Below are 19,083 nucleotides of genomic sequence, written 5' to 3' on the forward strand. Positions count from 1 at the left end.
AAAAAGGTCACCATAATCTCTTTATGGCACACGTTACATAGGTTACATTGAAAAACCATCTCAATTTCTGCTGAAATCCGTCTTGTTTTGATAGCTTTTGTCATGTAGCAGGAAAAAGGCATAACCTTTGCTGAATACTTTTACAAAGCAAATTTCGGAACTTGCTTCCGAATCATTCATAACGACATTAGACTGGAAGGATTGAAGTAAATATGACCAATCAATTCGTCAAGGCGTATACCATTCAAGAGGTTTCGAAAATGATGAACATTCCCCCCGGGACATTGCGGCAATGGGAAAAAGATCTGGAAGGCTTGCTCATCATCCCACGTTCCAAGCAGGGAGCGAGATTTTATACAGAAAATGAAGTTAATATGCTGGAAACTATTAAACAAATGCGCAGCAAAAATCTCAGCAAAGAGATGATTAAGGAATTGTTTAAGCAACGGCTTCATTCGGAAGCTAGTTCCGAAACAGTCGAAACCTCTTTGGCCCCTGCTACAACTGAAATTAATGAAACAAAACAAAATGAAATGGACATGCTTTATGCAGCAATGGAATCATTTAGAATTCAATTAATCGATGATGTAAAAACTGAAATTCGGACGAGCATTCGTAAAGAGGTTATAGACGAGGTAAAAAAGGAAATTTCAAAAGGGAATTTACATACAGTGAAAAGTCTTTCCGATTCCATTTATAAATCAAATGAAAAAACGCGGCTGGAAATCAATGAGCTTTCAGGCAATATACATAAAGCTTCGGAACAGACTTCCGAATCGCTCGAAACCTTATCTAAAAGGGTTGCGAAAGCTTCGAAAGGCACTTCCGAACAAATTCGCAGCTTAGTACATCGTGTCGCTGAATCATCGGAAGCGGCATCGGAGGAATTTAAGACGATGATTCATTATATTTCAAGCTCAGCAGAGGTCACACATACTGAAATTAGTGCATTGATCGAAACGTTGAACACAGACAGAGAAATTTATATTGAGACGATCAATCGGGAACGGGAACAGTATTGGGAAGACGTCAATCACCGAGAGATGATGTTTCAAGATTTAATGCTCAGCTTCAGAAAAACTGCAGCTGCGGAGGAAAAAGCGAAATCTTGGTGGAGATTTTGGGGATAAAGTATTAGGTTCTATTGGTCAGGATGCTAGCTTCGATCGTCAATTCCGTCCAATAGAACCGCTTTTTGAATAGCTTTGTTGAATACTTTGTTGATGTATAAACCGCCATACCGCACATATTCTCCCATGCTTTTGTACCGAAAAAAACCCGTTCAAATGTACGCATATGGCTAAAAATCAACAGCATACACAAAATTAGCTTTTTGAATAAGTCTCGGCCGGTGACTAATTCATATTTGTTCCGTAAAAAATTTCATCCATTTCTGTTGTGAGCTTTTCTGTAATTTCTTCGACTTCAGCTTTCGTTAATTCATCTTTCGTATAGCCGAAAAGATAATTATTTAAGTCAAAGTCACGGATACGGCATTTCGTATGAAAAATATGGGACTGATAAATATTGACATCAATCATATCAAAATCTTTTTTAATCTCTTCAGGAATATAGTTTTGAATGGAGCTAATATTGTGATCGATAAAAAGTTTTTTTCCATCTTTATCGCGAGTAAAGCCCCGAACTCGGTAATCAATTGTCATAATATCTGTATCAAAAGAATGAATTAAATAATGCAAAGCCTTCAAAGGAGAAATTTCTCCACAAGTAGATACATCAATATCCGCTCTAAATGTACTAATACCATCTGACGGATGGTACTCTGGATAAGTGTGTACGGTGATATGGCTTTTATCAAGCTGCATAACGACATTATCAGGCAGCGGCCCAGGTGATTCATGAAAGGATTCAGTCGGTACCTCAACAATTGGGCCTTCCGATACGAGCACCGTCACACTTGCTCCTTGTGGGACATAATCTTGCTGAGCAATATTTAATACGTGAGCACCAATAATATCGGAAACATTTTTTAAAATTTTCGTCAGTCTCTCCGCACTATATTCCTCGTCAATATACTCAATATAAGCTTCCCGCTCCTCCTTCGTTCTCGTAAAACAAATATCATACATATTAAAACTTAGAGATTTTGTTAAATTATTAAACCCATGCAATTCAATTCTCTGTTCTGGATTTTTTTTCAACATCAATTCCCCCTCCTATATAGCCACTCCTATTCTGTTCATACCCGTAAATATTCTTATATTACCCAAAGTTTATGGTAATGATTAATTTATTCGGATATTCAGCTACTTGCCATAATTAACTAAGAGGTTATTATTTTATAAATTCGTTATTAATCTTTATAATTGTAGGGTAATAATGGTGAGAGAATGGACCTTTTATAGAAAGAAGTTGAAGCTTTGAGGAAGTTTTTTCGTACATTAATTTTAGTGTTTATTTTATATATTTCATGGCCTTTTATTGAAAAACAAATTGAGAAAACGGATATGTATCCTATGTTGGAAAGGTTTCGAACAGAGGTACAAAATATCGCGGATAATCCGAGTGTTGCTGCGGCAATGGATACGATTTACACAACAATCAATCATCTTACCGGCAAAATTGAAAACGGTGTAGAGCTTCTCCCGCAAAAAGAAGAGCTCAAATCAATTGAAAAACCAAATTTGACGATCCCATCAGAACAAACTTTCTCCGTCCATAGCATCGTCCTAGGGGAAAACAAAGAAACAGTAGAAAAACTGGCAGGTGTTCCGAAGCGCTCTTCCGTTAATGAGTACGGGGTGGAATGGAATACGTATCATGAAAATTATCATAATTTCTTCATGATTGCTTACGACTCTAATAATCACGTCGCAGGTTTATACACGAATCAAGACTTAATTGCTTCCTCTAAAGGGATTAAGATTGGCAGTACGAAGGAGACTGTTCTTCAGCAGCTTGGAAAGCCAATGACGCAAATCCGCAAAGGTTTTGTCTTCTATCAATTTGAAAAAGATCGGGATTATGATGTTTTCCATATTGATCATAGCTATGTGACAATTTTCTACGATCAACATGCTAATAATACAGTTACGGCGATCCAGATAATTGATGAAGATTTGGAGCATGCGAAAAGCCATTTTTATGTAACTGTCTCCGATGTTTTAAAGGAAGGATTCGAATATCAATTATTTGATTTAACGAATGCAGACCGGGTGAAGCATGGCTTGGCCGTGTTGAAATGGGATGACAATGTAAAGGTAACTGCGCGTAAGCATAGCGATGATATGGCAAAGAATCATTATTTTTCGCATACAAACTTAGCCGGTCTCTCTCCGTTTGACAGGATGAAAAACGATCAGATCTTTTTTACAATGGCTGGAGAAAATTTGGCAACAGGTCAATTTAGCAGCATTTTTGCCCATGAAGGGTTAATGAACTCTCTTGGGCACAGGGAAAATATCCTTAAGCCTGAATATCGATATTTAGGCGTTGGAGTGGCGTTTAATTCTGAATCTCAACCTTATTACACAGAAAATTTCTTTAGAAAATAAAAATGGCCGATCTTACATGTCCGGCCATTTTCTATTTAGACTAATTTTTCCCGAAGATTATTGACACTGTGGCTTTCACCTTCAAGTGGAAGCATTTTGTATCCTTCATCTGTTTCATCTTCTATTTCTTGACCTAACATGCTCTCAAAAATATCCTCCAAAGTGATCAGCCCTTTCGTTCCCTTATACTCGTCAAGAACAATAGCCATATGCTTTCTTTCACGTATCATTAATTTAAAAACCTTCTCAATCGAATGAAATTCAAAGGCAAATAAAGGATCGTGATCCATATAGTGATCCAGTGATTTTTCAGGATTTAAAGACCAGGCCAGCAATAGTTTAGAATGAAAAACGCCGATGATTTCATCCATATTTCCTTTATAAACAGGATACCGCGAATATTTATTTTCTAAAACAATTTCCCTTGCCTTTTCGAAAGTTGATCCATAAGGGATTCCTTCCATTTCTATTCTCGGTGTTTTTAACACAGCTTGTACATCTAACCGGTAAAAGTCGATTACTCCTTTAATTGTTTTCGTTTCTTCATTTCTGAACGTTCCTTCAATTCCAGCTAGATCGACCATTGTTATTAATTCTTCCCTTGAGACTGAAATTAGGCTGAGCTGATTTTTTGTGAAAATTTTAATAATTGCCCGTGTAAAACGTGATAATAAAAAGGTTAAAGGCTTCAAAATAATTAAGAGCAAGTTAATCATTGGAAATACAGCGTAGGCTACTTTATCTGATAATGAGGCGGCAATTGATTTAGGAAGCACTTCACAAAAAATAATCAAAACGGCCGTTAATATTCCTGTAGCTAAACCAACATGCAACCCATATTTAATAGCGATAATTGTCACTAAAGTTGGAAGCATAATATTAGCAATATTATTTCCTATTAAAATGGCTGTAATCAATTCATCCGGTTTTGACACAAGTTTTAGAAGCTTTACGGATTTATGATCATGATTCTCTGCCCTCGTCTTTAGCTTCATTTTGTTGACAGCTGTTAATGCTGTTTCACTTCCGGATAGGAAGAATGACATGAGCATAAAAAACACAATGGCGATAAACAAAATAGGCAGCCTCCAGTAAAATTCCTTTGTCTTATATTTGTTTCCATTTTTCCGTTTCTTTAATTCTCGGATCGGAATTTTTTTCTAATATCTAACAAAGTCGAAGGATTAAAGGCTGTTGGTGTAAGCTATTATTACCTTTTGTGGTAAATGCAAAGAGCCCTTCCATTACCCGAAAGCTGCTCTTTTGCTTGAATATTATGATTCACATTTTTATTTTTTTCTTGTAAAATTTGAGTTGAGTTTTGTTTTATTTTTTAGTGGCTCATTGTAGCCTCGCCGTCGTCTTCGCCTGTTTCAGTTACCTTTAGAATAGCGACGGCTCCTTTTTGTGCATGATTGAATTGATGGGTAACGATTGGATAGCTTCCGACTCTTGTTACTGTGAATTCGACTACTGCCCCGCCACTTGCTGGCAGCATCACTGTTTGCAAGCCTTTAAAATGGTTATAGGGGTTACCGTCCATATAAACGTCATCCAAGATTGTACCAACTACATGGAATGAGCTTACTTCATTCGGACCTACATTATTAATGTAGATTCTTACGCGATCGCCCACTTTGGCTAATAGCGGCTTTTCTTTCAGGGAGAATGTATCGCCATTTGTATTTTGGTCGCCTTCATGTAATGCTTTTGTTGAGATAACGACATGACTTGGGACACCATTTGTAAAATCATTTAGATCGTTATATTTATACCATTCGTTTTGAATCATTACAAATTCACGGTCAATGCCACTATCTGTAGGATACCCTTCTTTCGGTTTAACGATAATTGTTCCGTGCATACCGTTAGCAATATGTGATAGGACAGGTGCTGTACCGCAATGATACATAAAGACTCCAGGTTTACTGGCTGGATAGCTGAACGTTCCTGTCTCATCAGGCAACACATTGGAAAAATCTTTTGATGGTGCTGCATGACAGCATGGAAGTCCATACTATGTGGAATGGCAGGATCCATATTTTTTAATGTGAAGTTATTAGTATCTCCCTCATTTACGACTATTACTGGACCAGGTGCCTCCCCATTAAATGTCCAAGCCTTATAAAATTTTCTTTATCAATTTCTATATCAGTAATTTGTGAAGTCATTTCAACGTTTACTTGTTGGACCGACTCTTTCTACTTTTAATGGGATCGGTTTTTGGTTTAGCCCTTATGTGAAGTAATGATTTCAATTTCCCCTTTTTCTGCTGCCAGTACCTTTGGTTCCCCCTTTTTATCTTCTTGAACTAATTGTTGGTTACATGCTGTTAATAAGCTTAATCCGATGGCCGATGTAAGTAAATATTTGACTCCGTTTCCCATGGTAATTTCCTCCCTATTTGTTTTTTGTTTTTGTTTTCGATCTACCTATATAATAGGTTTTTATAGCTTTTTAATAGGTGATTTTTCTCACAAAAGCACGGCAATCTGTGAATTGTTTGTGAAGTTATATTCAAAAAAAAATTCCCGAACGTTAATGTATCTCCCCCGTTAAAAGCTTGGTCATGTTGCTTTTATTTGTGCTATACTTTAACAGCGAATGTTTATATGTAACTTTTAATCTTTAACTGTAGGGTTTCAATGCTTTTGTTTCGTCTATTGTAATGTAGCAAGGAAATTTTTTTTCGAGTTAAACCATACATAGAAAAAGGAGAATTTCAGATAAAATGATTGTTGATTTTATGATGATTTTGAAAGCTATTATTCTTGGGCTTGTTGAGGGCCTAACCGAATTTGCCCCCGTTTCTTCTACAGGGCATATGATTATTGTTGATGATATGTGGCTTCATTCGAAGGATTTTTTATCAAAGTCCACTGCGAATACTTTTAAAGTAGTCATACAATTAGGCTCTATTCTAGCAGTAGTCATTGTATTTAAAGATCGCTTATTTGGTATGATTGGACTTAACAAATTAATCAAAAATGAGGCTATTAGAGGAGAAAGCCGCCTGAAGCTAACTCATGTCATCGTTGGACTGATTCCGGCAGGTGTACTCGGCGTTTTATTCGAGGACTATATTGATGAATACCTTTTTTCGACGAAAACCGTTTTAATTGGCTTAGTAATTGGGGCTGTCTTCATGATCCTTGCTGACATTTTTGGCGGAAAACGAACAAAAGTGACTTCTGTTGACCAAATCACTTATAAACAAGCGTTCGCCATTGGACTTATTCAATGCTTCTCCCTATGGCCAGGCTTTTCCCGTTCTGGTTCAACGATCTCAGGCGGCGTATTACTTGGATTAAGCCATCGTGCGGCTGCAGATTTTACATTTATTATGGCTGTCCCAATTATGGCAGGAGCTAGCCTCATCTCCTTATTGAAAAACTGGCAATATTTCACATTAGATGCTTTGCCATTTTTCATCGCTGGTTTTATTAGTGCATTTATCTTTGCTCTATTGTCTATCCGATTCTTTTTAAAGCTAATTAATCGAATTAAACTCATTCCATTTGCGGTTTATCGAATCGTTTTAGCTGTGGTAATATATATCGTTTTCTTTTAATCTAAGACCGAACCTGCTTCCATATGAAGCAGGTTCTTTTTGTTTTAAGAATCTATTTACATAACTTCCAATTATTGTGGAAAACTTGAGGAAAGGGATGTGCTTGTGATGCTGATAAATTTGATAAAGAAATTTAATAAATCACGAATGAAAGCGAACTTCTTTCACGAGAAATCGAATGCAAATGAGATCGACTTAAAGCAACAGCCAATTAGTGAAAACTTAGAGAAAACAATTAGTATTTTCAAGAAATTCTATTCGATTCCGACAATATTGATGTTTTTAAGAAACGCGACCATTAATGCTGGTCGCGTTTCCTTTTATTAATTTGTTCCTAAAACAACACCTAGCTCTTTTAAATACTGGCGATAAGCAATGCTCATTCTATCACAAACGAGTGAGAGTTCAACTTGCAAATCAAGCGGCAGCTCTTCTGGTTTTTGGTTTTCAACGACGGGCTTGTCTTGAGCAAAAATTTCATCTTGAAACTTAATAATTTCTTCATCTGTTAAACCTGGATCATAATCGAATGAAAGAATTCCGTAAGCAACGGATTTATTTTCGTTTTCTGGACGAATGGTTAGTAAAATCCTCATATGTGTGCCATTTTCACGATCTTTCTTCGTAAATAAAACCGTTAAAGGACGAATAATTTCGTATGTGTAGTAAACATATTTCGGTTTTCCAGAACCATCTGGATCAGGCTGATAAATGGCGATTTCATCGGAATAGATTCGATTTCCCACTTTATTGACAGAGTAATCTTGAATTTCACGATGTGAGTCCGTTCCTAAATAGCCTTGGTGAACGACAGCTAAATGACCAACATCTAAGAAATTTTCTACTATGCGAGGCGGTTTCGCATTCACATCTTGAGGTCCCCATATCACATTACGGTATAAAGGTGTTGCCATTTCTTTATATTGGAAAAATTCAGGATTATTATTCGCTAAGTTTACCCAAATAAAACCGTATTTTTCTATACATACATATTTGATTGCTTTAGCTTTTTTGGGGATTGCCCTTCCTTCAGGAAGCTGTGGAATCTTGACACAATCGCCATCATGATGAAATTCCCAAGCATGATATGGACAAACAAGGCAGTCATTCTTGACTTCACCGAGAGATAGAGCAGCTCCTCTATGAATACATAAATCTTTAAAGGCGTGGACCCCTTCACTATTTCTAAAAATAGCAAGCCTCTCACCCATTAATATTACTTGAATCGGTTTTTTATTTACATCTGTTGAACGACAAGCAACAATCCAATCCTCTAGCAAAACTTTATCCTGTATCATTTCGCTCTCCCCTGTTCGTCTTTTCTGTCTTTATTGTAAACAGAGATTTTGAACTGGTCAACTAAAAATACGAACAAAAAATATTTTAATTAAAATAATGTTCGTTTTTTATATACAAATACTTTATTTTTTTATATAATCCAGTTGAAAAGATGAAAAACACGGATAATCAAGGAGGAATACCGTTTGGAAAAGAAACAAGATAATGGGATTATCATCGGAGTAGATGATAAGATTAGTTATGGCAAGGCACTCCTTCTTGGAGCACAGCATGTTTTGGCGATGGATTTATATATTGCACCAATTATCGTTGCAGGACTTTTATCTTTAGGAACTGAAAATACTTCTTTCTTTATTCAAATGTGTTTCTTAGCAACAGGGCTTGCTACCTTAATTCAAACCGGGGCTGGAATTAAGCTTCCTGTAGTACAAGGACCTTCTTATGTTCCTATTGGGGCCATTGCGGCAATTGGTGGGAAACTTGGGTTAGGGGCGGTTGCAGGGAGTTTAATTCCTGGAGCAATTATTGTCGCTCTTTTAGGATATCCATTGAAATGGTTCGCAAAAGTCGTGAAAAAAATTATTCCACCGCTCGTTGGAGGAACAGTTATTATCATTGTTGGCATTGCCTTGATGCCAATCGGATTAAATAATATTTATATCGCGCCGGGTAATATTGGAGAGAACATCATTATTGCTGCGGTTTCGGCTGGAGTCTTAATTATTTGTATGCTCCTGGGACGGAAAGTTAATGGACTTGGGACGTTTTTTCGCTTAGTTTCTGTTTTGATCGCTATACTAGCCGGTATAATGACTGCAAACTTTTTTGGCAGTGTTGATTTTTCGCCTGTCAAACAGGCAGCTTGGTTTTCTTTGCCTTCCATTCTTCCATTCGGAAAGCCGGTCTTTAATATGAGTGCAATTATTACGATGGTTTTTGTTTACTTTATTATTTTGATTGAAACGACGGGAACTTGGTTTGTTGTTTCAACTGTTACAGGGAAAGAGCTGGATGAAAAACGATTGAATCGTGCATCGGTCGGTGAGGGTCTTGGCTGTTTTGTAGGTGCCTTATTCGGAAGTACACCAATGACTGGATATTCATCTAATGCCGGACTGCTTGCTATCACTGGAGTTGCAAGCAGATTAGCGATAATGGCAAGTGGAGTTATTCTTGTTTGCCTAGGTCTTGTGCCGAAGCTTTCTACTGCAATTACTTGCATTCCTGAGCCGGTCATCAACGGAATCTTCGGAATTGTTTGCGTAGCGATTGTCACCAACGGAATGAAGGTCATCCAACCAATTATCATTGATGACCGCAATATGATGGTCATAGGAATTCCTATTCTATTAACGATCGCGGTAACTGTACTTCCTAAGGAAGTACTATACAGCGCTCCAGATTGGGCAACATACATTTTATCATCAGGAATTACAGTCGGTGCCCTAGCGACAGTTATCTTAAATTTAATTATCCCAAATGAAAAAAAGAAAACTGTAACAGAGGCGGTAAAAGTATAATTTAAAAGGCTAACATGAAAAAGACGGTCTTTTCTTATAGAAGACCGCCTTTTTTAGATAATAAATATAGCCTATTTATGCTTCTCTGCCCATTGTTTCATTGGATCAGCAACGGACTGATCATTTGGCATAGAAATCATTCTAATCTCTCTATCGCTTCTTTCCTTTGCCAAGTCAAGATATATCATTTTTGATTTCCCGAGTCCTACTTTTTCAGCATCATCAATGGATGCAGCATAATAAACGGTTTTAATGCCAGCAAAATACATGGCCGTTAAGCACATGGCACAAGGCTCACCGCTAGCATAAATTGTGCAGTCGCTTAAATCATTTGTTTGGAGTTGCATCTGTGCCCTTCTAATCGCTAATAATTCCGCGTGTCCACTAACGTCAAAATGAATATGAAGCTCGTTTACTCCTTCAGCTATTACTTCATTATCTTTTACTAAAACCGCTCCGAATGGCTGCCCGCCATGTGCAACATTATTAATTGCAAGTTGAATGGCATGCTTCATGAATTGATTCATAACCTGTCTCCTTCTATACCTAATGATATGAAAAATATGATCACATCAAAAATTGTATCATAAGTTTCAACTATGTATTTGATTGGAACACCCACTCAGCACATTCTACCGCTCGCTTACCAGCGTGATGTCATCATTTTTCTTCTCGTATAAAATTCAACACCATCGGTTCTATTCGCGTGAAGGTCTCCATAAATATTAATCCGTTTTTGCAGACACCCACTCACCGTTAATAAATTTTTTTACTATTTTAGTAGTTGTTGTAGTCATGAATATTTTCCCCTTTTTTAATTAGATGATTTATTCATGCTCGTAAATTGGTAGTGATAGCAAGTATGATAGAGTTCCTCCAGTTCTGTAATCGTCGGCACTTTCGGATTGTTCGCTGGGCTTCCGCTGTCAATCGCATCCCTTGCCATCTTAGTTACCGCTAAGTTAAAACCCTGTTCATCAATTCCCCAACCTTTTAGATTAGGGATGTTTAATGCTGCGCAAAGTTCTTTAACAGACTCCACTGCTACATCGGCAGCTTCCTCGTTCGACCCTGCTTCTGCTTTAAATATTCTGCCTAAATCTGCTAAGCGATCAATACATTTCTCTTTACTAAACTCTAAAACAGCCGGCAGCAGCATGGCATTAGAATACCCATGCGGAACGTGGAAAACTGCCCCGATTGGCCTAGACATGCCGTGAACAAGACAAACTGAAGAATTGCTAAAAGCCATTCCTGCTTGAAGAGAACCTAGAGACATGGCTTCACGCGCTTGAATATTTTCCCCATCCTGGTAAGCTGTTTTTATGTTTTCAACAATTAATTTCATCGCTGATAATGCCATTGTATCTGTCATTGGATGGGCCCTTTTTGAAAGATATGCCTCAATCGCATGGCTAAGTGCATCGACGCCTGTAGCTGCTGTTACATGAGGGGGAGAGGATAAAGTCAAATGCGGGTCGACGATTGCAACTTGGGGCATAAAGGCTGGCTGTTTGATCATCATTTTGACATCGTTTGATGAGTTTGTAATAACTGTTGCATCGGTTGCTTCAGAGCCCGTTCCAGCTGTTGTTGGAATTGAAATATGCGGAATTGAATCATTTTCAGCAATTTTCTTGCCTCGCATATACTCACCGATATATCCGCCATTTGTGGCAAGGACGGCTACTGCCTTGGCCGTATCGATACAGCTCCCGCCTCCCAAGGAAATCACAAGATCACATTGTTCTTGTTTGAACAGCTCTTGTGCTTCTGCAACATAGAGGTCAGTAGGTTCTGTTTCAACTCCTAGATAAATTCTGTACTCTACTCCGTGTTCTTGGAGGTTCTGAATACATTGGTTAACATAGCCAAGTTGTTCCATAATCCTATCACTAATAATCAAAGCCCTATTTCCTCTCAATGCTGCTTCTTGTCCCACTTTTTCAAAAGACTGACATCCATAAATAATCGTTTGCGGTGATCTGAATGATGCGTAATTTTCCATTTGGCATCTACTCCTATTTTTCTGCTTTTTATAAGATAATCCAATCGATGTTGAAAGTATGACAGCTAATTAAATGCCGGTTTCTTCGTATGTAAATACACAATAACAGAAAACACAGAATTATCACACTAACACAATTCTACCACTATTTTAAAATTGGGTGTGTTTTATAATCGTTAATTTTCACATCATTTCCGCATAAATTCTTTGACACATTCACGGATTAGGTATAAATTCATATTATAGTATATTCAAATAATCAAATATACTAATATATAAATATTACAAAAGAAGGGATAGCATGAAGCAGGAAAAGTGGTTTTTTACGGGCAGATTTAAAGGATATTCGATAGAGGGATTTCAGAAGGATCTCTTATCTGGATTAATAGTTGGGGTGATTGCCATTCCTTTGGGCATGGCGTTTGCCATTGCTTCTGGGGTAAAGCCTGAGTATGGAATCTACACAACGATTATTGCAGGAATCTTAATAGCCTTATGTGGCGGATCAAAATACCAAATTGGCGGTCCAACGGGCGCTTTTATCCCCATTTTGTTTGGAATTGTCATTACTTATGGCTATGAAAATCTTCTGATATCTGGTTTTTTAGCGGGGGGCATTCTTTTCTTAATGGGCGTCCTTCGATTAGGAGCTTTAATTAGGTTTATTCCAAAGCCCGTTACAATCGGCTTTACTTCAGGTATCGCGGTGATCATTTTTACAGGACAAATCGCCAATTTTCTTGGTCTCCAACATGTAAAGCAGCATGAATTTTTCCATCAAAATATAATTGAATTGTTTAGCCGCATTCAAACACTCAATTTATTTAGTTTGCTGACTGCCGGAATATGTTTGTTATTCATCTTATTTACACCAAAACTGTTTCCAAAAGTCCCTGGACCTATTATAGGTCTGCTTATTTCAAGCATTATTGCAGCCATCTTTTATCCTGGGGAAGTGGCTACCATCGGTTCAACCTATGGAGATATTCCAAGTACCCTACCGCGATTTTCATGGCCCCAGATTACATTTGAAAAAGTCATACAGCTCATCGGACCCGCTTTTGTCATTGCGATGCTAGGTGCCATTGAATCATTGCTTTCTTCTGTTGTTGCGGATGGAATGACCAATAGTAAGCACCACAGTAACCGCGAGCTTGTAGGCCAGGGAATTGCTAATATGGTGACACCGCTATTTGGCGGAATACCGGCAACAGGGGCAATTGCCCGAACAGCAACGAATATTAAAAACGGTGCTGTCTCCCCTATCTCTGGGATCGTTCATGGTATCATGGTATTATTAATACTACTGCTCTTTGCCCCTTATGCTTCTAGCATTCCGTTAGCCAGCATGGCACCAATATTAATGGTTGTTGCTTGGAATATGAGTGAAAAACATAGATTTTACTATATTTTAAAAACTAGAACAGCTGATTCTCTTGTTCTCACTATCACTTTTTTCTTAACAGTTTTTATTAATTTAACGGTCGCGGTCGGAGTTGGTCTCTTATTAGCGATCGTGTTATTCACAAAAAATATGAGTCAGCTAATCGTAACAGCAAAAGCACTGCCCGATCCGAAAGACAAACATAAGAAAATAAAAGCAAATATGGTGACTGATACACATGATTGTCCGCAAATCTATATTTATAATGTAGAAGGTCCATTATTCTTTGGAGCGGCACAAGCCTTTTCCCAATCTATTATGAATACGACAACCGATAAACCGGAAGTTCTGCTATTAAGATTGTCTGGTGTTCCATTTATGGATACAACTGGAGAAGCATCTTTAGCCAGAATGATTAAGGAATTTTCAAAACATGGGACTGTCCTCATTTCAGGAGTTAAACCACAGCCGAAAAAAATGCTTAAGAAGACTGGGTTATACGATGTGATTGGAGAAGAGTATTTCTTTGAGCATACTGGCGAAGCAATCGATTTCGCATTAAAAAATGTGAACAAGGCAAAATGCCTTGGCTGTAAGCATTTTGCTTTCAGTGAATGCACTGTCCTATCCGGGTCTAAGCCAGTTCCTGGTGAAAAAGAATTATCATCATAAAATTGTACGAAATAAAGAGGAGTTAATCTTATGAATCTAGAAATGCAAAAATTCAAAGCTGATTTCTTTAAGGCTTTGGCCCATCCGCTTAGAATTCGAATTCTCGAGCTTCTTTCTGAAGGAGATAAAAATGTCAACGAAATTCAAACACTTGTTGGCAGTGAGGGCTCTGCTGTATCTCAGCAATTAACCGTTTTGAGAACAAAAAATATCGTAACAGGCACGAAAGATGGAAACCGGGTGATTTATTCATTAAGAGATCCATTGATTATTGAATTATTACAAGTGGCAAAGCAAATTTTTAATAATCATCTTATAGATGCCATTACAATGTTAGATAAGCTTTCGGAAAGCGAAAGCGGTGATGAGGTGGAATGACACAGCATTCATTGGATGCTGTGTTTTTTGCTGAGAATAAATCACCTTTATTAGCTCACACTAACGGCAAACAGATTTATAGAATTTTTATCCAATTTCATTTATAATGTTCAATGTATTTAGTATCCCTAAATATTTTCATCAATCTCCTAGGAGGATATCATTATGAGTCATCAAATAGTCGGTGAAACTCCTCGGAAAAAGGTTACATCTGAAAAGATTTGGACACGGGATTTCATTCTCATTGTCATGTCTAATTTTTTTATTTTTCTTGGGTTTCAAATGACGCTGCCGACCATTCCGCTTTTTGTTGAAGAATTAGGCGGAAATGATCAGCTAATTGGAATTGTTGTTGGGATTTTTACGTTTTCTGCTCTGCTTCTTCGCCCTTTCGCTGGTCATGCATTAGAATCAAAGGGCCGTAGATTTGTCTTCTTAATTGGCTTAGCTATATTTGTCATATCCGTAGGATCTTTCGGATTTGTTCCAAGCTTAATGTTTTTATTTATGTTGAGGATTATCCAAGGGGTGGGCTGGGGGTTTTCTACAACTGCCTCTGGGACTATTGCCACCGATCTCATTCCGCCAAGAAGGCGCGGTGAAGGAATGGGATATTACGGGCTATCAGGAAATTTAGCGTTAGCCCTCGGCCCTACACTCGGTCTTGCTTTAGCTGGGATGATTACGTTTAAGACATTATTTATTATTTGTGCCCTTTTTGGATTCATTGCTTTACTACTTTCTTCAAAAATACGTTATAAACAAGTGGAAGCACAGGCTGTCGCACTTAAGAAATGGGACTTTTATGAAAAGAGTGCTCTTCCGCCTTCCATTTTATTATTTTTCTTAACTGTTACGTTTGGTGGGATCGCCTCTTTCCTGCCTCTTTATTCCGCACAAAAAGGAATTGAAGGGATTCAATGGTATTTCTTGCTGTACGCATTTGCACTATTGATTTCACGGACCTTTGCCGGAAAAATTTATGATCAAAAGGGACATCAAGCTGTTTTTATTCCAGGTGCGTTGCTCATTTTGATTTCGATGGGTCTCCTATCATGGCTCCCAAATAGTATGATTCTTTATGTAGCTGCTATTTTATACGGCTTGGGCTTTGGTACGGTCCAGCCGGCCTTGCAAGCCTGGTCAGTCAAAGGTGCTCCTAGCCATCGAAGAGGCATGGCGAACGCCACCTTCTTCTCCTTCTTTGATTTAGGGGTCGGGATCGGCGCGATGACATTTGGCCAAATCGGATATTTATTCGGTTATAGTGCTATTTATATGGTAGCCGCGGCCTCCGTTCTATTATCAATTATGCTTTATATTATAATTTTGATCAGAACCCGTGAAAGAGCTGTTAGCAGATAAATCGGTTAAATTACTATAAGTGTAAAGCGACAATAAAGTTATTTAATTTTAAAACTTCAAACACGTATAACCCCGTTCTGCTTTTCAGGACGGGGTTAAAATTAGTTGTTTAATTTTTGAAGTAAAAAGTCTTTTCGCACTTAAAAACGTAACAATAAGTCGTTTAAATATAAGGGTTTATTTAACAATCGCCCTTTTCTTGAATAACTTATATCGTATTATAAGAGTTCAAATATGTATCTATAGACAAAATACTAAATTATGTAGAAATACTGGTGCAGCTAGTTCGATGGCACCGTGTAATCATTCATTCGATTTAATCCATACACGGAGTGGCCCCGTCGATATCCATCCAGATGAATGTGTTGCTGTAAGTTTACTACTGTGCTCATATCCTACCATGGATAGCCCTGGAAATTCGTTTGATACAATTTTGGGAATATCCCGCCACAGACTCTTATTTTCATTACCTACTGAAAAAACATTGGATATCCCTACAACATTGGCATTCAAGTTAGCAATAAATCCATATATTCCATCGTTTTTCTCGAGTATAAAAATTTTCACATTTTTTAGTTTTAATAGATCTGGTTTAATCACACATTCCAATTCACTTGTAATAGTCCATTGAGCTAAATCTTTTTCTGTCGTAATCACTCGCCAGTTTGTTTGAATGGGCTCTAATTCTGATACAGATGCATGATAAATCCATTCTGCCTCAAATAGAATATTAAAACCAAAACGTGCCATATCATGATTTGCATAACTATCTTTAATGCTTGAAACCTCTCCATTTTCAATAAAGTACTTTAATTCTTCAATAGTTACATTCTTACTTGCCGTAATTATTTCGGGGTAAAATGTCGGTGCTTTTGAAAGCAATCCCCATAGGTTTTCTTTTGAAATCCCAGAAATTCCATGTGTATCACATACAATCCTACACCAAGCTATATTATTTAAAACAGCTTGATCTACTTGGATATTCATCTATCATTCTCCTTTATTTTTTTATATAGAATTAAAAATTAATTCAAAATTGGAAAACTGGATATATCACTTGTAATAATCATATCCCAGCTCTTATCTTCTGAAAGTCTATTTAAGAGATTAATTGCTTGCCTTATGCCTTCATCATTTAATGGAACATTAGAAATACCTTGTGCTTTACCAAGATAATTCCATTCTGTAACACCCCCGTTACTTTAAGTACAGTAATTCACAAACTTATTCAATTTTTCCTTCTCCTCTCAATTGTGTTCCATCTACCAAACCTAATTGACCAAAAGTATATACATATTCAGATTGATTCCTCTTTTTTACACCTTGAATACTTACAAAGTATTCATTACCTTCTTCTAACAAATTATATATTCTCGAGTCCTCAATCATTATCTTATATCTCTCTTTATTTGGACTGTTATCATTAGCATTAGAGCCTATGACCCACATCTTAATATATTTTCCTGGTTCAATATGATGTTCTTTCTTTTCAATTTCAATAATCATTGAACTACTTTTATAAGATTTTCCTCCCTCAAAATACAAATATAATAGAAAAATTACTATTAAGAATAAGATAATTAGCAAAACTACCCACTTTTTACAAGAAATCTTATGCAAAAATACACCTCCTGATAAAAGTTTTTCTTCTACAAAACTGCCCTTAGTTTAAATACAATTTTTCAAAAACACATACTAGTATTACATAAGTATTCAATTTCTCTTGAGATTCTTCCTCTATAAAATGCCCCTTCGTATTATAAGGTCAGCAAGATATTTCCGGTTGATCATTTTTTATATCGATATATGATTACGGTAGCAAAGGCAGAACGGGATCTCATATAACAAGCGAAGCTATGAAACTATATGAAGGAATAGGGGTTACAGGTTAATTGGATGATAAGGAGGAGAAAGTTGATGAATCCAGTCATTGGTCTAGATGTGGAAAAGAGTGAAAGTCAGGTTCAAGCCTTCTTGGATAAGATTCTTATAGTGATTTGACAGATGCGGTAGATGCTTTGCCAAAGTTTTAAACATTTTATTTAAAAGATAAGGAAGTGGAAATAGTGTATCCTTTTTGTGATAGCACAATGAGGAGAGCAAAAAAGACCCAAGTGAATAAATTTCATTTGGGTCGTGTTGAAGTCGCGTTAGCGATTTTATTCTAGTTAGTTATCATACCTGGTTACTGTTTCAAAACTCTGACCGATTTTTCCGGCACTAGTTGCCTAGACTTGTTGATTAAGCTAAGATAAGTCCGCCATAAACCAGTGACCCTGCAATAACATAAGCGGGGTGAACCTTTAATTTTTCCATCAGGAAAAATGCAGCAGCTCCAAGGAAAATTGTTTGCCATACCCCTTCTCCTTTATAGGAGATAACAAAAAAATCAATGGTCATGATTCCTAGCAGGACCGCAATGATTGGCCTTACAACTACAGTCAGCCTTTTTACCTTTGGAGATTCTTTATATTTCATCAATAGTCCAAGCAGGCAAATCATAAGAATAAGTGAAGGAGCAACGGTTGCAAAAACACCAACAATAGCTCCTAAGATCCCAGCTTGATCATAGCCAATATAACCTGCCATTTTTGTCGCGATTGGGCCTGGTAGAGTATTGGCCAATGCCAAAACCTCACTGAATTCATTGACTGTCATCCAATGGTATCGGTCGACAACCTCATTTTCAATTAATGGAATTGAGGATGGGCCCCCTCCATACCCAAGGATTCCGGGGATAAAAAGGGCTAAGAATATTTGTATATAAATCATGCTGTGCTTCTCCCCTTTTTCCCTTCTTCTTTGTTCTTATCCTTTTTAACTAATGCGCCTACTAACAAACCAAGAATAATGATGGCAGGATGAACGTTAAGAAGCCCCATTAAAATAGCACTTGTAATTATAAACGCGACTGTCCATTTCCATCCTAAGGGGGATTTAATTGACTTCCCCACAAATTCCCAAGTAAGAGTTCCTAGCATAACCGCAACAACTGGGACAACAGCCTTTGTCATTCCGGCAACCCATGGCTGATCCTTATAGGCATTTAACGTAGTTAAAAGTACAATCAACAAAATTATCGACGGTAAAATGGAAGAAAGAATAGCATTCAGCATTCCAATCACACCGCCAACCCGGTAGCCGATGTAACCCGCCATTTTCGTATTAATCGGACCTGGAAGTGCATTCGCTAGGGCTAAGATATCGCCAAACTCATCGGAATCCATCCAATTAAATGTGTCTACCACTTCTTTATGTACAAGTGGTATCGACGAAGGGCCTCCCCCATATCCAAGCATGCCCGATCTAAAAAACGCTATAAAAATTTGAAGCTGTTTCACTGCGGCGAGCCACCTCTTTTCAAAAAACTA

17 protein-coding genes and 2 pseudogenes are annotated in these 19,083 nt (G+C 37.4%); 8 read left to right on the plus strand and 11 right to left on the minus strand.

Going from position 1 to position 19,083, the window contains the following annotated elements; genetic code table 11:
• Window positions 1-212: 212 nt before the first annotated feature.
• Window positions 213-1,130: a MerR family transcriptional regulator gene (locus F7731_RS15900; RefSeq protein ID WP_151535764.1), complete on the plus strand. Its 918-nt coding sequence runs from the start codon at window positions 213-215 to the stop codon at window positions 1,128-1,130.
• A gap of 225 nt (window positions 1,131-1,355) precedes the next feature.
• On the opposite strand, the gene speD is transcribed toward F7731_RS15900, so the two are convergent.
• Window positions 1,356-2,162, minus strand: a complete 807-nt coding sequence (speD, locus tag F7731_RS15905) for an adenosylmethionine decarboxylase (RefSeq protein WP_151535801.1) — start codon at window positions 2,160-2,162, stop codon at window positions 1,356-1,358.
• A gap of 219 nt (window positions 2,163-2,381) precedes the next feature.
• Between speD and F7731_RS15910 the strand changes: the two genes are divergently transcribed.
• Window positions 2,382-3,515, plus strand: coding sequence for a CAP domain-containing protein (locus F7731_RS15910; protein WP_151535765.1), 1,134 nt, complete (start codon window positions 2,382-2,384; stop codon window positions 3,513-3,515).
• 35 nt (window positions 3,516-3,550) lie between these two features.
• Here F7731_RS15910 and F7731_RS15915 read toward each other — a convergent pair whose 3' ends face one another.
• Window positions 3,551-4,591 carry a CNNM domain-containing protein gene (locus F7731_RS15915; protein ID WP_151535766.1) on the minus strand — a complete coding sequence of 347 codons (1,041 nt, stop codon included), beginning with the start codon at window positions 4,589-4,591 and terminating at the stop codon, window positions 3,551-3,553.
• 257 nt (window positions 4,592-4,848) lie between these two features.
• Window positions 4,849-5,902: pseudogene (locus F7731_RS15920) on the minus strand (multicopper oxidase domain-containing protein).
• 344 nt (window positions 5,903-6,246) lie between these two features.
• Here F7731_RS15920 and F7731_RS15925 point away from each other — a divergent pair.
• Both F7731_RS15925 and F7731_RS15930 read left to right on the plus strand, forming a co-directional pair.
• Complete coding sequence (locus tag F7731_RS15925; RefSeq protein ID WP_151535767.1) at window positions 6,247-7,086, plus strand: undecaprenyl-diphosphate phosphatase; 840 nt, start codon at window positions 6,247-6,249, stop codon at window positions 7,084-7,086.
• A 108-nt stretch (window positions 7,087-7,194) separates the two neighbouring features.
• A complete protein-coding gene (locus tag F7731_RS15930; protein WP_151535768.1) occupies window positions 7,195-7,413 on the plus strand; it encodes a hypothetical protein in 219 nt (72 codons plus the stop codon).
• On the opposite strand, the gene F7731_RS15935 is transcribed toward F7731_RS15930, so the two are convergent.
• Complete coding sequence (locus tag F7731_RS15935; RefSeq protein ID WP_151535769.1) at window positions 7,410-8,384, minus strand: aromatic ring-hydroxylating oxygenase subunit alpha; 975 nt, start codon at window positions 8,382-8,384, stop codon at window positions 7,410-7,412. The two genes, F7731_RS15930 and F7731_RS15935, sit on opposite strands and share 4 nt — an antisense overlap.
• Window positions 8,385-8,570: 186 nt before the next feature.
• On the opposite strand from F7731_RS15935, the gene F7731_RS15940 reads away from it, so the two are divergent.
• Entirely contained in the window at window positions 8,571-9,905 is a 1,335-nt protein-coding gene (locus tag F7731_RS15940; protein WP_151535770.1) for a uracil-xanthine permease family protein, read from the plus strand.
• Window positions 9,906-9,976: 71 nt separating this feature from the next.
• Here the strand turns inward: F7731_RS15940 and F7731_RS15945 are convergent, their stop codons facing one another.
• Entirely contained in the window at window positions 9,977-10,432 is a 456-nt protein-coding gene (locus tag F7731_RS15945; protein WP_151535771.1) for a nucleoside deaminase, read from the minus strand.
• Window positions 10,433-10,719: 287 nt separating this feature from the next.
• Window positions 10,720-11,913: an iron-containing alcohol dehydrogenase gene (locus tag F7731_RS15950; RefSeq protein ID WP_151535772.1), complete on the minus strand. Its 1,194-nt coding sequence runs from the start codon at window positions 11,911-11,913 to the stop codon at window positions 10,720-10,722.
• A gap of 301 nt (window positions 11,914-12,214) precedes the next feature.
• On the opposite strand from F7731_RS15950, the gene F7731_RS15955 reads away from it, so the two are divergent.
• The 3 genes from F7731_RS15955 to F7731_RS15965 all read left to right on the plus strand — a co-directional run bounded on the left by F7731_RS15955 (window position 12,215) and on the right by F7731_RS15965 (window position 15,712).
• Entirely contained in the window at window positions 12,215-13,969 is a 1,755-nt protein-coding gene (locus F7731_RS15955) for a SulP family inorganic anion transporter (RefSeq protein WP_151535773.1), read from the plus strand.
• A 30-nt stretch (window positions 13,970-13,999) separates the two neighbouring features.
• The gene (locus tag F7731_RS15960) at window positions 14,000-14,347 is read left to right on the plus strand and encodes an ArsR/SmtB family transcription factor (protein ID WP_151535774.1); all 348 of its coding nucleotides are present in this window, start codon (window positions 14,000-14,002) and stop codon (window positions 14,345-14,347) included.
• Window positions 14,348-14,512: 165 nt separating this feature from the next.
• A complete protein-coding gene (locus F7731_RS15965; RefSeq protein ID WP_151535775.1) occupies window positions 14,513-15,712 on the plus strand; it encodes an MFS transporter in 1,200 nt (399 codons plus the stop codon).
• Between the two features lie 303 nt (window positions 15,713-16,015).
• Here the strand turns inward: F7731_RS15965 and F7731_RS15970 are convergent, their stop codons facing one another.
• The 5 genes and pseudogenes from F7731_RS15970 to F7731_RS15990 form a co-directional block, all read right to left on the minus strand.
• Window positions 16,016-16,699: a hypothetical protein gene (locus tag F7731_RS15970; protein WP_151535776.1), complete on the minus strand. Its 684-nt coding sequence runs from the start codon at window positions 16,697-16,699 to the stop codon at window positions 16,016-16,018.
• A 38-nt stretch (window positions 16,700-16,737) separates the two neighbouring features.
• Window positions 16,738-16,893 (minus strand): annotated as a pseudogene (locus F7731_RS27330) (histidine phosphatase family protein); the annotation flags it as partial.
• Between the two features lie 43 nt (window positions 16,894-16,936).
• Window positions 16,937-17,332, minus strand: a complete 396-nt coding sequence (locus F7731_RS15980; RefSeq protein WP_151535777.1) for a hypothetical protein — start codon at window positions 17,330-17,332, stop codon at window positions 16,937-16,939.
• A 621-nt stretch (window positions 17,333-17,953) separates the two neighbouring features.
• Window positions 17,954-18,484 (minus strand): chromate transporter, encoded by a 531-nt coding sequence (locus F7731_RS15985; protein ID WP_151535778.1) that lies wholly within the window; start codon window positions 18,482-18,484, stop codon window positions 17,954-17,956.
• Window positions 18,481-19,053, minus strand: coding sequence for a chromate transporter (locus tag F7731_RS15990; RefSeq protein WP_151535779.1), 573 nt, complete (start codon window positions 19,051-19,053; stop codon window positions 18,481-18,483). The genes F7731_RS15985 and F7731_RS15990 overlap by 4 nt, the downstream gene beginning before the upstream one ends.
• Between the last annotated feature and the right edge of the window lie 30 nt (window positions 19,054-19,083).

The sequence above is a fragment of the Cytobacillus depressus genome (assembly GCF_008923245.1).
GTDB classification, from domain to species: domain Bacteria; phylum Bacillota; class Bacilli; order Bacillales; family Cytobacillaceae; genus Cytobacillus; species Cytobacillus depressus.

Bases quoted from the DNA above. Each gene is read 5' to 3' on its own strand.
- F7731_RS15965 (WP_151535775.1), top strand. From the start codon at position 14,513: ATGAGTCATCAAATAGTCGGTGAAACTCCTCGGAAAAAGGTTACATCT.
- F7731_RS15985 (WP_151535778.1), bottom strand. From the start codon at position 18,484: ATGATTTATATACAAATATTCTTAGCCCTTTTTATCCCCGGAATCCTT.
- F7731_RS15925 (WP_151535767.1), top strand. From the start codon at position 6,247: ATGATTGTTGATTTTATGATGATTTTGAAAGCTATTATTCTTGGGCTT.
- F7731_RS15945 (WP_151535771.1), bottom strand. From the start codon at position 10,432: ATGAATCAATTCATGAAGCATGCCATTCAACTTGCAATTAATAATGTT.
- F7731_RS15900 (WP_151535764.1), top strand. From the start codon at position 213: ATGACCAATCAATTCGTCAAGGCGTATACCATTCAAGAGGTTTCGAAA.
- F7731_RS15950 (WP_151535772.1), bottom strand. From the start codon at position 11,913: ATGGAAAATTACGCATCATTCAGATCACCGCAAACGATTATTTATGGA.
- F7731_RS15970 (WP_151535776.1), bottom strand. From the start codon at position 16,699: ATGAATATCCAAGTAGATCAAGCTGTTTTAAATAATATAGCTTGGTGT.
- F7731_RS15935 (WP_151535769.1), bottom strand. From the start codon at position 8,384: ATGATACAGGATAAAGTTTTGCTAGAGGATTGGATTGTTGCTTGTCGT.
- F7731_RS15955 (WP_151535773.1), top strand. From the start codon at position 12,215: ATGAAGCAGGAAAAGTGGTTTTTTACGGGCAGATTTAAAGGATATTCG.
- F7731_RS15960 (WP_151535774.1), top strand. From the start codon at position 14,000: ATGAATCTAGAAATGCAAAAATTCAAAGCTGATTTCTTTAAGGCTTTG.
- F7731_RS15930 (WP_151535768.1), top strand. From the start codon at position 7,195: ATGCTGATAAATTTGATAAAGAAATTTAATAAATCACGAATGAAAGCG.